The sequence below is a fragment of the Streptomyces sp. NPDC054786 genome, assembly GCF_053611685.1.
Genome location: NZ_JBSHAW010000062.1, coordinates 24,185 through 37,711, shown reverse-complemented (window position 1 = coordinate 37,711; position 13,527 = coordinate 24,185). Strand labels below are relative to the sequence as shown.

The following is a 13,527-nucleotide window of genomic DNA, read 5'->3' as shown; positions in this document are numbered from 1 at the left end:
GGCGACGGGGGCGAAGTTCTCCGAGGCGATCATTTCGAGGGTGGACTGCTGGCGGTGGAGTTCGGCGTCGACGGCGGCGGCGACGTCGGGGTCGAGCTCATGGAGCGAACGGTGCAGCAAAGAGCGGGAGTTGTCGGGAAGCGGCATGGGACGGCGCCTTCCTGGGCGGAGGTCAGGTGGTGGCCGGCTGGGTGGCGCGGGCGAGTTCGCGGCGGAGTCGCATGAAGGGGCGCGGACGGTTGAGGGCGAGCACCGCGGTGGTGCGCCCGTCCCGTTCGTAACAGGCGAGGAACCTGCGGTCGTCGGGGGAGCCTTCGAGGATGCGTGGGGTGTCGGTCGGCAGCCGGCGGCCGGCGAACTGGATGCGTACGCCGTACTGGTCGGACCAGAAGTACGGCAGGCTCCGGTGGGTGGCGACGGTGCTGCCGGCCAGCAGGTTCTGCGCCGCGACGGCGGCCTGTTCGGTGGCGCTGGTCCAGTGCTCGGCGCGGGCGCCGTTCACCCTGGCGACGTCGCCGACGGCCACGATGGCGGGCAGCGGGGTGGCACAGCCCGCGTCGCAGAGCACACCGTCGTCGAGCGGCAGCCCGGAGTCCGCCAGCCAGTCGGTGCGGGGGCGTACCCCGATGCCGATGACGACCACCTCCGCGGGGAGCAGCCGGCCATCGGTCAGCTCGACGCCGGTGACGCGGTTCTCGCGGCCGCCACTGTGCAGCCGGGCGACGCCGGTTCCGGTGAGCAGCGTGACGCCGTGGTCCGCATGGAGGGCGGAGCAGATCTCGGCCATCGTGTTGCCGAGTTGGGGGACGAGCGGGAGCGGGGCGGCCTCGACCACGGTGACGTCATGGCCGAGGGTGGCACAGGACGAGGCGACCTCGGCGCCGATGAAGCCGCCGCCGATCACCACGACCCGGACCGGCGCCGATGCCAGTTCCGCGCGGAGCGCCTGGGCGTCGTCGAGGGTGCGCAGGGTGTGTGCTCCGGCGGGTACCGGGCCGGGCAGGAGGCGTGGGGTGGCGCCGGTGGCGAGGACCACGCCGTCGGTGGTCAGGGTCCGGCCGCCGTCGAGAAGCACCGTGCGCCCGCCGGTGTCGAGCCCGGTGGCCCGGGTGCCCAGCAGCCATTCGGCGTCCAGCTCGGCGATCTCCTCGGCGTCGGCCAGGGCCAGTTGACCCTGGTCGGCGGTGGCGCCGGTGAGGAAGTCCTTGGACAGCGGGGGCCTGTCGTAGGGGCGGTGGCACTCGTCCCCGACGATCACCAGGCGGCCGTCGAATCCCTGGGAACGCAGGGCCCGCGCGGCGTACAGGCCCGCCAGCGAGGCCCCGATGACAGCGACCGACTTCATGCGGCGGTGCCCTCCTCGGCGGCGTGGTGGATGTAGATCATGCCGTCCTCGACGGTCACGGGGTGGGTGCGCACGGCCCGGCGGGCGGGCAGGCAGGTCGCCGCTCCGGTGCGGAGATCGAATGAAGCGGCGTGCAGCGGGCATTCGACCAGACACCCTTCCAGCCAGCCGTCCGACAGCGAGGCGTCCTGGTGGGTGCAGGTGTCGTCGATGGCGTACAGCTGCCCGTCGGCGTTGAAGACGGCGATCGGAGGTGCGGTGTCGATGCGTACGGACTCGCCTGTCGGCAGGTCGGCGAGAGGGCAGACAGGAATCACAGGACCCCCCTGTTACTGTTCGGTATCATCGAGTTTCGCGGTGCGCACGATGAAGCGCTATGCGCAACAGAATCCAGATGGGGAGCGGCTGCGTCAAGCGATCCCCGGAATTGCCGGTCCTTCGAAACCCGAGCCTCGGCCGGGTTGCCAGGTGGTGAGATCCAACAGATGACGGACAGCGTGGAGGCGCGGGCGGAGGGCAAGCCGCCGAAAGGGCCGGGCAGCGCCGTGCAGTCGGTGGACCGGGCCGTGACCGTACTGGAAATCCTGGCGCGGCACGGCGAGGCCGGGGTGACCGAGATCGCCGATGAGCTGGGCGTCCACAAGTCGACCGCGTTCCGGCTGCTGGGCGTGCTGGAGAACCGCGGGCTGGTCGGGCAGGAGCAGGAACGCGGCAAGTACTTCCTCGGGGCCGGGGTGCTGTGGCTGGCCGGCGCGGCGGCCGTTCGGCTGGACATCTCGCAGGAGGGGGCGGAGGTCTGCCGGGAGCTGGCCGACGAGCTGGGGGAGACGGTCAACATCGCGGTGCTGGAGAGCGATGCCGCCGTCAACATCATGCAGGCACGCGGCCCGGCGTCGGTCACCGCACAGAACTGGCTCGGCCGGCGGACGCCGCTGCACGCCACCTCCAGCGGCAAGGCGCTGCTCGCCTATCAGCCCGCCCCGGTCCGGGAGGCCGTGCTGGCACGGAAGTTGCCGCGGCTGACCGAGCGGACCGTCACCTCGCCCGCCGCGTTGCGCCGTGAGCTCGCCGCAGTGGTCGAGCGTGGCTTCGCGGTGGCGGTCGAGGAACTGGAGCTCGGGCTGCGCGCGGTCGCGGCGCCGGTGCGGTCGCACGACGGCTCGGTGATCGGGGCGCTCAGCGTGTCGGTGCCCGCCTACCGGCTGGACGACGAGCGGCTGCCCGAGGTCGTCAAGGGCACCGTTTCCGCTGCCGAGGAGCTGTCGCGGCGGATGGGGTACGCCTGTTGACCTGGTGACGGGGGCGAGAATCCATGCGGGGCCGGAGCGGATGATCCGGCCCCGCGGCTGTGTCCAGGGGCGTAACAAGTCCTTTACCAAGAGCTGGCCCGTACCCCTTGACGCTGCCGATCCGGCGTTCCCACTATGTCTCTCATCGCGCAACCAGTCGTGCACTGCGCAACACTGAGGGGTAGGGCATGCCACACGAAGTCCGTGCCGTCGTCGCGGCGAAACAAGGCGCACCGGTCGAGCTGCAGACGATTCTGGTGCCGGATCCCGGCCCGGGAGAAGTGCTCGTCGCCGTGCAGGCCTGCGGGGTCTGCCACACCGATCTGCACTACCGGGACGGCGCGATCAACGACGCATTCCCCTTCCTGCTCGGCCATGAGGCGGCCGGTGTCATCGAGGCGGTCGGCCCCGGTGTCACCGGTCTCGCCCCCGGTGACTACGTCGTCCTCGCCTGGCGGGCGCCCTGCGGCAACTGCCGGTCCTGTCGCCGCGGACGGCCCTGGTACTGCTTCGACTCCGGCAATGCCACCCAGCCGATGACCCTGCAGGACGGCACCCCGCTCGCCCCCGCGCTCGGCATCGGAGCCTTCGCCGAGAAGACCCTGGTCGCCGCCGGACAGGCGGTCAAGGTCGACCCCAACGCCCGCCCCGAAGCCGCCGGTCTCATCGGCTGCGGAGTGATGGCGGGGTACGGCGCGGCCGTGCACACCGGCGCGGTGGGCAGCGGTGACACCGTCGCCGTCATCGGCTGTGGCGGGGTGGGCAACGCGGCGATCGCCGGCGCCTCGATCGCCGGCGCCCGCCGGGTCATCGCGGTCGACATCGACGACCGGAAGCTGGACGGCGCCACCCGCTTCGGCGCCACCCACACCGTCAACTCCCGTGGCACGGACCCCATCGAGGCGGTCCGCGGACTGACCGGCGGCCACGGCGCGGATGTGGTGATCGACGCGGTCGGCCGGCCGGAGACCTACGCCCAGGGCTTTTACATGCGTGATCTGGCCGGGACCCTGGTCCAGGTCGGCGTCCCCGACCCGGACATGCGCATCGAGCTGCCGCTCATCGATCTCTTCTCGCGTGGCGGCGCCCTGAAGTCCTCCTGGTACGGCGACTGCCTGCCCAGCCGCGACTTCCCCGTGCTCATCGACCGCTACCTCAGCGGACGGCTCGACCTGGACGGCTTCGTCACCGAGACGATCGCCCTGGACGAGGTGGAATCCGCGTTCGACAAGATGCGCGACGGGCGGGTCCTGCGCTCCGTCGTGGTCCTGTAACGGCGTCACACTCACCGCAGACCACCCCGACCAGCAGGAGGAGGGTCATGTCCCGCACACCCGCAAACAGTTCCCGTGTGGTTGTCATCGGTGCCGGCATCGTCGGTTGCTCTCTCGCCGACGAGCTGACCGCCCGCGGCTGGACCGAGGTCACCGTCCTCGAACAGGGCCCGTTGCCGGCTCCCGGCGGCTCCACCTCGCACGCACCCGGCCTGGTCTTCCAGACCGGACCGTCCAAGACCATGACCGAGTTCGCCGCCTACACCGTCCAGAAGTTCGGCTCCCTCGACGTGGACGGACTGCCCTGCTTCCACCCGGTCGGCGGCCTGGAGATCGCCACCACCGAGGCCCGCTGGGCCGATCTGCACCGCAAGGCCGGGCTCGCGGCCTCCTGGGGCGTACGCGGTGAACTGCTCACCCCACAGCAGTGCAAGCAACTGTGGCCCATGCTGGACGAGACCAAGCTCTACGGCGGCTTCCACACCGCCGACGACGGCCTGGCCCGCGCGGTGCTCGCCTGCCGCGCCCAGATCACCCGTGCCGAGAGCCGCGGCGCCCGCTTCCTGGAGCGGCACACCGTCACCGGAATCGAGCGGGAGGACGGCCGCGTCACCGGCGTCGTCACCGACCGCGGCACCTTCCCCGCCGACCATGTCGTCTCGGCCGCCGGTTTCTGGGGCCCGGTGATCGGAGCCATGGCCGGGGTGGACGTACCGCTGCTGCCACTGGCCCACCAGTACGCCACCACCGAGCCGCTGCCCGAACTCGACGGCGTCAACGACCCCCGTACCCAGGCGAGCAAGCCGATCCTGCGCTTCCAGGACCGCGACCTCTACTTCCGCGAGCACACCGACCGCATCGGCATCGGCTCCTACGCCCACCGCCCGATGCCCGTCGACCCCTTCACCGTCCCGGCCTTCGACGAGGCGCCCGTGATGCCCTCCTCGCTGCCCTTCACCGAGGACGACTTCGCGCCGAGCTGGCAGGACAGCGTCGGGCTGCTGCCCACGCTGGGCGCCTCGCGGGTGGCCGAGGGCTTCAACGGTGTCTTCTCCTTCACCCCGGACGGTATGCCGGTCCTCGGCGAATCCCGCGAACTGCGCGGATTCTGGCTCGCCGAGGCGGTCTGGGTCACCCACTCCGCGGGCGTCGCCAAGGCCGTCGCCGAGTGGATGACCGACGGCCGGCCCGCCGTCGACATCCACGAATGCGACCTCTACCGCTTCGAGGACGCCCAGCGCTCGCCCGGCTATATCGCCGACCGCGGCGCCCAGAGCTTCATCGAGGTCTATGACGTCATCCACCCGCTGCAGCCCATGGAGCAGCCGCGGCCGCTGCGCACCAGCCCCTTCTACCCACGGCAGCAGGAGCTCGGTGCGTACTTCCTGGAGGGCGGCGGCTGGGAGCGCCCGCACTGGTACGAGGCCAACGCCCCGCTCGCGGAGGGGCTCCGGCTCCCCGAGCGGGACGCCTGGTCGGCGCGTTTCTGGTCGCCGATCGCCGCCGCCGAGGCCAAGGCCACCCGCGAGAGGGTCGCCCTGTACGACATGACCCCGCTGCGCAGGCTGGAGGTCACCGGGCCCGGCGCCCTCGCCTTCCTCCAGCGCATGACCAGCAACAACCTCGCGAAGAAGCCGGGCGCGGTCACCTACACCCTGCTCCTGGACGAGACCGGCGGCATCCGCTCCGACCTCACCGTCGCCCGGCTCGCCCCGGACCGTTTCCAGGTCGGCGCCAACAGCGGATCCGACCTCGACTGGCTGCTGCGGCACGCCCCCGATGAGGGGGTCCAGGTCCGCGACATCACCTCCGGGACCTGCTGCATCGGCGTCTGGGGTCCGCTCGCCCGCGAGCTGGTCCAGCCGCTCACCCGCGACGACTTCTCCCACCAGGCCTTCGGCTACTTCAGAGCCAAGCAGACCTACCTCGGCCATGTCCCGGTCACCGCGATGCGCCTGAGCTATGTCGGCGAACTCGGCTGGGAGCTGTACACCACCGCCGACCTGGGGCTGCGTCTGTGGGACACGCTCTGGGAGGCGGGCCGGGAGCACGGGGTGATCGCCGCCGGGCGCAGCGCCTTCAACAGCCTTCGCCTGGAGAAGGGGTACCGCTCCTGGGGCCATGACATGACCACCGAGCACCACCCGTACGAGGCCGGTGTCGGCTTCGCCGTCCGCCCCGCCAAGGGCGACTTCCTGGGCCGGGAAGCACTGGAGGGCCTGAGCGAGGAGACCTCGGCGCGCAAGCTCAGCTGTCTCACCCTCGACGACCCCGATGCCGTCGTCCTCGGCAAGGAACCGGTGTACGTCGACGGCGTCCCGGCCGGCTATGTCACCTCCGCCGCCTACGGCTACACCCTCGGCCGGGGTATCGCCTACGCCTGGCTGCCGGCCACCGCGGCGGCCCCCGGCACCGCCGTCCACATCGAGTACTTCGGCGAGAAGATCCCCGCGACCGTCGCCCAAGAGCCCCTCTTCGACCCGCAGATGGAGCGCATCCGCAGGTAGACCCCTGTCCCACCGGTGGTCCGCTCGTCCTCCGTACGCAGAAGGAGCAACCGCATGGCTCCCACCTACGACGTCATCGTCCTCGGCCTCGGCGGCATGGGCAGCGCCGCCGCCCACCATCTCGCCGCCCGCGGCGCCCGGGTCCTGGGCCTGGAGAAGTTCGGTCCGGTGCACAACCGCGGCTCCAGCCACGGTGGTTCCCGTATCACCCGGCAGTCCTACTTCGAGGACCCCGCCTACGTACCGCTGCTGCTGCGCTCCTACGAGCTCTACGAGAAGCTGGAGCGGGACACCGGCCGCGAGATCGCCACCCTCTGCGGCGGGGTGATGATCGGCCGCCCCGACAGCCGTACCGTCAGCGGCAGTCTGGAATCCGCCCGCCAATGGGACCTCCCGCACGAGATGCTCGACCCCAAGGAGATCCGACGCCGCTTCCCGACCCTCACCCCCGCCGACGACGAGGTCGCGCTTTACGAGGCGCGGGCCGGCCTGGTCCGGCCGGAGTACACCGTCGCCGCGCATGTGCAGCTCGCCACCCAGGACGGTGCCGAGCTGCACTTCGAGGAACCGGTCACCCGCTGGGAGGAGCTGCCCGGCGGCTCCGGGGTCCGCGTCCACACCCCCGAGAACACCTACACCGCAGGCCAGTTGGTGATCTGCCCGGGAGCCTGGGCGCCCCAGCTGCTCACCGACCTGGGGGTGCCGTTCACCATCGAACGGCAGGTCATGTACTGGTTCGCCCCCGACGGCGGCACCGCGCCCTTCGTCCCCGAGCGGCACCCGATCTATATCTGGGAGGACGACCGGGGCGTCCAGATCTACGGCTTCCCGTCGATCGACGGCCCCGACGGCGGCGCCAAGGTCGCGTTCTTCCGCAAGGGCACCGTCTGCACACCGGAGACCATCGAACGCACCGTGCACGACCACGAGGTAAGTGCCATGGCCGACCAGATGAGCCCCCGTATCCCCGCCCTCCCCGGCCGCTTCCTCAAGGCCGCCACCTGCATGTACTCCAACACCCCTGACGAGCACTTCGTGATCACCCGGCACCCCGCACATCCGGAGACCGTGACCGTCGCCTGCGGATTCTCCGGACACGGCTTCAAGTTCGTCCCCGTGGTCGGCGAGATCGTCGCCGATCTCGCGCTGACCGGGGCCACCGCGCACCCCATCGAGCTGTTCGACCCCCGCCGGCCCGCCGCCGCGGCCGCTTGAGGAGACCGCCATGACGACCACCCACACCGAGTCCTCGCCGGCCACCGCCACCACGGCCGCGGCCGGCGGCTCCCCGAGCCTGATCGCCACCCTCGCCGGCCACTACTACACCGACCCAGGGATCTTCCGCCAGGAGCAGGAGAAGATCTTCGAGCGGCTGTGGTTCTGCGCGGTGCGCAGCGCCGACCTGGAAAAGCCCGGCGCCTTCCGTACGGTCCGGATCGGCCGGGAGAGCGTACTGATCACCCGCAACCGGGCCGGCCGGCTGCGCGCCTTCCTCAACATCTGCCGGCACCGCGGCGCGCAGCTGTGCACCGAGGAATCCGGCGAGGTCCGCCGCAACCTCCAGTGCCCCTACCACGCCTGGACCTACGACCTCGACGGCCGTCTGGTGGCCGCCCCCAACCTGCAGAAGATGCCGGACATCGACCGCACCGAACGCGGTCTGGTCACCGTCCCGCTCCGCGAGTGGCTCGGCTACGCCTGGGTGTGCCTGGCCGACGAGCCGCCGTCCTTCGAGGACACCGTGATCGGCGCGGCCGTCGAGCGGCTGGGCGACGCCGCCTCCCTCGACCGCTACCGCACCGAAGGGCTCGCCCTCGGCAAGCGCGTCACCTATGACGTGCGCGCCAACTGGAAGCTCATCATCGAGAACTTCATGGAGTGCTACCACTGCGGCACCATCCACCCCGAACTCACCGAGATTCTCCCGGAGTTCGCCGACGGCCTCGCCGCCCAGTACTACGTCGGCCACGGCGCGGCCTTCTCCGAGGAAGCCACCGGATTCACCGTGGACGGCACCGAGGGCTTCGGCCGGCTCCCCGGCATCGAGGACACCCAGGACCGCCGCTACTACGCGATCACCGTCCGGCCGCAGGTGTTCGTCAACCTCGTCCCGGACCATGTCATCGTCCACCGGATGTTCCCGATGGCCCCCGACCACACCGTCGTCGAGTGCGACTGGCTGTATCTGCCCGAGGTCGTCGACTCCGGCGCCGACATCTCCAAGTCCGTCGAGCTCTTCCACCGGGTCAACGCCCAGGACTTCGAGGCCTGTGAGCGCACCCAGCCCGCCATGAGCTCCCGCGCCTACCGCGCCGGCGGGGTGCTGGTGCCCAGCGAGCACCACATCGGCGCCTTCCACCACTGGGTCACCGACTGCCTGGAGGGCGAGCGTGCCTGATCTGTTCATCGCCGGCCGCTGGCGGGCCGCGCTCGCCGAGCGGACCCGGGAGATCCGCTGTCCCGCCGACGGCAGCCTGGTCGCGGTCGTCGACGAGGGCGGCGGCAAGGACGCCCTGGACGCGGTCGCCGCCGCCCGGCGCGCCTTCGACGAGGGCCCCTGGCGGCACACCCCGGACGCCGAGCGCGGCGATCTGCTGCTGCGCGTCGCCGGGCTGCTCCTCCGTGACAAGCCGGCGCTGGCCCGCGCCGAGTCCCTCGACACCGGCAAACGCCTGGTCGAGAGCGAAGCCGATATCGACGACATCGCCGCCTGCTTCCGCTACTTCGGGCGGCTGGCCGGTACCGAGGACGGCCGGGTGGTCGACGCGGGCGCACCCGGGGTCGACAGCCGCATCATCCAGGAACCGGTCGGGGTCTGCGCCCTGATCACGCCGTGGAACTATCCGCTGCTGCAGACCGCATGGAAGGTCGCCCCGGCGCTCGCCGCCGGCAACACCTTCGTCCTCAAGCCCAGCGAACTCACCCCGCACACCGCGATCGCGCTGATCCGCCTGCTGCAGGAAGCCGGGCTGCCCGACGGCGTCGCCAACCTCGTCCTGGGCACCGGCCCGGAGGCCGGCGCCCCGCTCGCCGACCACCCCGACGTGGACATGGTGTCCTTCACCGGAGGGCTGCTCACCGGGCGGCGGATCATGGCGGCCGCGGCCGGCACCGTCAAACGCGTCGCCCTCGAACTCGGCGGCAAGAACCCCAACATCGTCTTCGCCGACGCCGATTTCGAGACCGCCGTCGACCACGCCCTGACGGCAGTCTTCCTCCACTCCGGCCAGGTCTGCTCAGCGGGCGCCCGCCTGCTGGTCGAGGACGCGCTGCACGACCGCTTCGTCGACGAGGTGGTGCGCCGGGCCCGGCTCATCCGGCTCGGCGGCCCCTTCGACGACCGGGCCCGCACCGGACCGCTGATCTCGGCCGCGCACCGGGCCAAGGTCGAGGCCTATGTCGCCGCCGGGCTCGCCGAGGGCGCCGTACTGCGCTGCGGTGGCGCCCGGCCCGACGCCCCCGGACTCGCCGACGGGTACTACTACTTGCCGACGGTGCTCGACGAGTGTCACGGCGCCATGTCCGTGGTGCGCGACGAGTCCTTCGGACCGGTCCTGACCGTCGAGCGCTTCACCGACGAGGACGAAGCGGTACGGCTCGCCAACGACACCGTCTACGGGCTGGCCGGTGCCGTCTGGACCACCGACCAGGCCAGGGCCGACCGGGTCAGCTCCGCGCTGCGCCTGGGCACCGTGTGGATCAACGACTACCACCCCTATCTCCCGCAGGCGGAGTGGGGCGGATTCAAGCAGTCCGGGACCGGCCGGGAACTCGGTCCCAGCGGCCTGGCGGAGTACCGGGAGATCAAACACATCTGGCGCAACACCGCTCCCGCGCCGCTGCACTGGTTCGACTGAGGAGGAAGGCTTGTGACTGCTGCATCTGACGAAGCGTCACCGAAGGACGGGACGCAGGACGACACGGAACTCGCCGAATTCGGCTACCGCCCCGAACTCAAACGCACCCTGGGAAACTTCCACACCTTCGCCGCCGGCATCAGCTATATCTCCATCCTCACCGGCACTTTCCAGCTCTTCTACTTCGGCTACGGGATCGGCGGCCCCGCCTACTGGTGGTCCTGGCCGATGGTCTTCGCCGGCCAGCTGATGATCGCGCTGTCCTTCGCCGAGCTGGCCGCCCGCCACCCCGTCGCCGGCTCGGTCTACAACTGGGCCAAGAAACTCGGCAATCCGCACATCGGCTGGCTGGCCGGCTGGATGATGCTGGTCGCCTCGATCGTCTCGCTCGCCGCGGTGGCGCTCGCCTATCAGCTGACCCTGCCGAAGATCTCCGCGGACTTCCAGCTCATCGGCGACGGCACCGGCACCTACGACACCGCCACCAACGGCGTCGTGCTCGCCGCGGTGCTGATCCTGTTCACCACCCTGGTCAACGCCTTCGGCGTCAAGCTCATGGCCCGGATCAACACCGCGGGCGTCTTCATCGAACTGGTCGCCACCGTCGTGCTGATCGTGCTGTTCGCCGTCCATGTGGTGCGCGGCCCGGACGTGGTGCTGCAGACCCACCACGCCGGCGCCGGGCAGCACGCCGGCTACCTGGGCGCCTTCCTCGCCGCCTCGCTGGCCTCCGCGTACGTCATGTACGGCTTCGACACCGCGGCCTCGCTCGGCGAGGAGAGCCTCGACCCGTCCCGCAACGCACCCCGGGCCATCCTCCGGGCGCTGATCGCCTCCTTCGCGCTCGGCGGGCTGATCCTGCTGCTCGCCATGATGAGCGTGCGCAGTCTGACGGGTAAGGGGCTGACCACCGACGGCCTCCAGTACGTCGTCCTGGACGTGCTCGGTGACACGGTCGGCAAGGCCATGCTGTGGTGCGTACTGATCGCGGTCACCGTCTGCGCGCTGGCCGTGCACACCGCCGCCATCCGGCTCGCGTTCGCCATGTCCCGCGACAACAACCTGCCCGCCGCCTCGCTGATGGCCAAGGTCAGCCCGCGCTTCAAGACCCCGGTCCTGCCCGCGGTCATCGTGGGGGTGCTCTCACTGGGCGTGCTGCTCATCAACATCCGCCAGCCGCAGATCTTCTCGGTGGTGACCAGCATCGGCATCATCATGATCTACCTCGCCTATCTGCTGGTCACCGGGCCGATGCTGGTGGCCAGGCTGCGCGGCCGATGGGTGCCGGCCGGCGGCGGCCGGTTCACCCTGGGCCGCTGGGGCCTGCCGGTCAACCTCCTCGCCGTCCTCTGGGGCGCCGGAATGATCGTCAACCTCGCCTGGCCCCGGGACGTGGTCTACAACGCCACACCGCCGCACCACTGGTATCTGCGCTGGGGGGCGGTCCTGTTCGTGGGCGCGGTCGCGGCCGGCGGCTTTGCGTACTACTGGTGCGTCCAGCGCCATCGCACCGGCGTGCTGGCCGAACACGCCGCGCAGCCGGCCACCGCCGAAACCCCCGCCGCCAGCGGCACTCCCGTCACCGTCACGGCGCACGACTGATCCAAGGAGGACAACTCCCCATGCCCACTGAAGAGTTCGACTATGTGATCGTCGGCGGCGGTACCGCCGGGAACGTCGTGGCCGCCCGGCTCAGCGAAGACCCCACCGTCACCGTCTGCCTCCTGGAAGCCGGGCCCTCCGACGTCGGCGACGACAACGTGCTGCGCCTGGACCGCTGGATGGGGCTGCTGGAGTCCGGCTACGACTGGGACTACCCGGTCGAGCCGCAGGAGAACGGCAACAGCTATATGCGGCACGCCCGCGCCAAGGTGCTCGGCGGCTGCTCCTCGCACAACTCCTGTATCGCCTTCTGGGCGCCGGCCGAGGACCTCGACGCCTGGGAAGCGGCCGGCTGCACGGGCTGGGGTGCCCGCGACACCTTTCCCCTCTACCGGCGGCTGGAGAGCAATGACGCGCCGGGCGACCACCACGGCCGCTCGGGACCGGTCACCCTGCGCACGGTCAAGGGCGCGGACCCCTGCGGCACCGCCCTGCTGGCGGCCTGCGCCCAACACGGCATCCCCACCACGCCGTTCAACACCGGCACGACGGTGCTCCGCGGCGCCCACTGGTTCCAGATCAACTCGGACGAGAACAACACCCGCCAGTCCTCCTCCGTGGCGTACCTCCACCCGATCATGGGCAAGCGGCCCAATCTCACCGTCCGCACCGGAGTGCGCGCCAAACGCCTGCTGATCGACGCCGACCGCCGGTGCACCGGAGCGGAGTATCTCGACCCGGATCTGATCCACACCCGTACGGTGACGAGCCGCCGCGAGACCATCGTCTCCTGTGGCTCGATCGACACCCCCAAGCTGCTGATGCTCTCCGGCATCGGGCCCGCCGAGCAGCTGCGCGAGGTCGGCGTGGACGTCCTCGTACACTCCCCGGGCGTCGGGGAGAACCTCCAGGACCACCCCGAGGGCGTCATCATGTGGGAGGCCAGGCGGCCCATGGTGACCACCTCCAACCAGTGGTGGGAGATCGGCATCTTCGCCGACACCGAGCCCGGCCTCGACCGCCCGGACCTGATGTTCCACTACGGCTCCGTGCCCTTCGACATGAACACCGCCCGCTACGGCTACCCCACGTCCGAGAACGCCTTCTGCCTCACGCCGAACGTCACCCGGGCCCGCTCCCGCGGCACGGTCCGGCTGCGCACCCGCGACTTCCGCGACAAGCCCAAGGTCGACCCGCGCTACTTCACCCACGAACACGACATCCGCGTCATGACCCACGGCCTGCGCCTGGCCCGCGAGATCGCCGCCCGGCCCGCGCTGGCGGACTGGGCGGGCGCGGAGCTGGCCCCCGGCCCCGACGTACGCACCGACGACGAGCTGTTCGACTACATCCGCACCACCCACAACACCGTCTACCACCCCTCCTCGACGGTGAAGATGGGCGCCGACGACGACGCCATGGCGCCGTTGGACGCCCGGCTGCGGGTCAAGGGCGTCACGGGCCTGCGGGTCGCCGACGGTTCGGTGATGCCGGAGCTGGTCACCGTCAATCCGTGCATCACCACCATGATGATCGGCGAGAAGTGCGCCGACCTGCTCCGGGAGGACGCGGGGTGAGTCCGGCGGCGGGGTGACCGTTCTGGGGGCGGCGGAGCGCAACCGGTGTCCCCCGAGCCTCGTCGAAGCCGCGCCT

General features: G+C 70.9%; 10 protein-coding genes. 8 read left to right on the top strand and 2 right to left on the bottom strand.

Annotation, left to right across the window (positions count from 1 at the left end):
- Positions 1-172 precede the first annotated feature (172 nt).
- Together ACWGI6_RS35190 and ACWGI6_RS35185 are read right to left on the bottom strand one after the other, a co-directional pair.
- A complete protein-coding gene (locus tag ACWGI6_RS35190; RefSeq protein WP_453271268.1) occupies positions 173-1,345 on the bottom strand; it encodes an NAD(P)/FAD-dependent oxidoreductase in 1,173 nt (390 codons plus the stop codon).
- On the bottom strand, positions 1,342-1,662 hold the full coding sequence (locus ACWGI6_RS35185) for a bifunctional 3-phenylpropionate/cinnamic acid dioxygenase ferredoxin subunit (RefSeq protein ID WP_453271267.1): 321 nt from the start codon (positions 1,660-1,662) through the stop codon (positions 1,342-1,344). Before ACWGI6_RS35185 ends, ACWGI6_RS35190 begins: the two co-directional genes overlap by 4 nt.
- A gap of 168 nt (positions 1,663-1,830) precedes the next feature.
- Between ACWGI6_RS35185 and ACWGI6_RS35180 the strand changes: the two genes are divergently transcribed.
- The 8 genes from ACWGI6_RS35180 (at position 1,831) to ACWGI6_RS35145 (ending at position 13,451) form a co-directional block, all read left to right on the top strand.
- Positions 1,831-2,634: an IclR family transcriptional regulator gene (locus ACWGI6_RS35180; RefSeq protein ID WP_453271266.1), complete on the top strand. Its 804-nt coding sequence runs from the start codon at positions 1,831-1,833 to the stop codon at positions 2,632-2,634.
- 188 nt (positions 2,635-2,822) lie between these two features.
- The gene (locus tag ACWGI6_RS35175) at positions 2,823-3,908 is read left to right on the top strand and encodes an S-(hydroxymethyl)mycothiol dehydrogenase (RefSeq protein WP_393904374.1); all 1,086 of its coding nucleotides are present in this window, start codon (positions 2,823-2,825) and stop codon (positions 3,906-3,908) included.
- A 47-nt stretch (positions 3,909-3,955) separates the two neighbouring features.
- Positions 3,956-6,415 carry a GcvT family protein gene (locus ACWGI6_RS35170; protein ID WP_453271265.1) on the top strand — a complete coding sequence of 820 codons (2,460 nt, stop codon included), beginning with the start codon at positions 3,956-3,958 and terminating at the stop codon, positions 6,413-6,415.
- 54 nt (positions 6,416-6,469) lie between these two features.
- Entirely contained in the window at positions 6,470-7,630 is a 1,161-nt protein-coding gene (gene solA, locus ACWGI6_RS35165; RefSeq protein WP_453271264.1) for an N-methyl-L-tryptophan oxidase, read from the top strand.
- Positions 7,631-7,640: 10 nt separating this feature from the next.
- Positions 7,641-8,813 (top strand): aromatic ring-hydroxylating oxygenase subunit alpha, encoded by a 1,173-nt coding sequence (locus ACWGI6_RS35160; RefSeq protein ID WP_453271263.1) that lies wholly within the window; start codon positions 7,641-7,643, stop codon positions 8,811-8,813.
- Positions 8,806-10,272 carry an aldehyde dehydrogenase family protein gene (locus ACWGI6_RS35155; RefSeq protein ID WP_453271262.1) on the top strand — a complete coding sequence of 489 codons (1,467 nt, stop codon included), beginning with the start codon at positions 8,806-8,808 and terminating at the stop codon, positions 10,270-10,272. The genes ACWGI6_RS35160 and ACWGI6_RS35155 overlap by 8 nt, the downstream gene beginning before the upstream one ends.
- A gap of 12 nt (positions 10,273-10,284) precedes the next feature.
- Positions 10,285-11,874 (top strand): APC family permease, encoded by a 1,590-nt coding sequence (locus tag ACWGI6_RS35150; RefSeq protein ID WP_453271261.1) that lies wholly within the window; start codon positions 10,285-10,287, stop codon positions 11,872-11,874.
- A 20-nt stretch (positions 11,875-11,894) separates the two neighbouring features.
- Entirely contained in the window at positions 11,895-13,451 is a 1,557-nt protein-coding gene (locus ACWGI6_RS35145) for a GMC family oxidoreductase (protein WP_453271260.1), read from the top strand.
- The last annotated feature ends 76 nt before the right edge of the window (positions 13,452-13,527 follow it).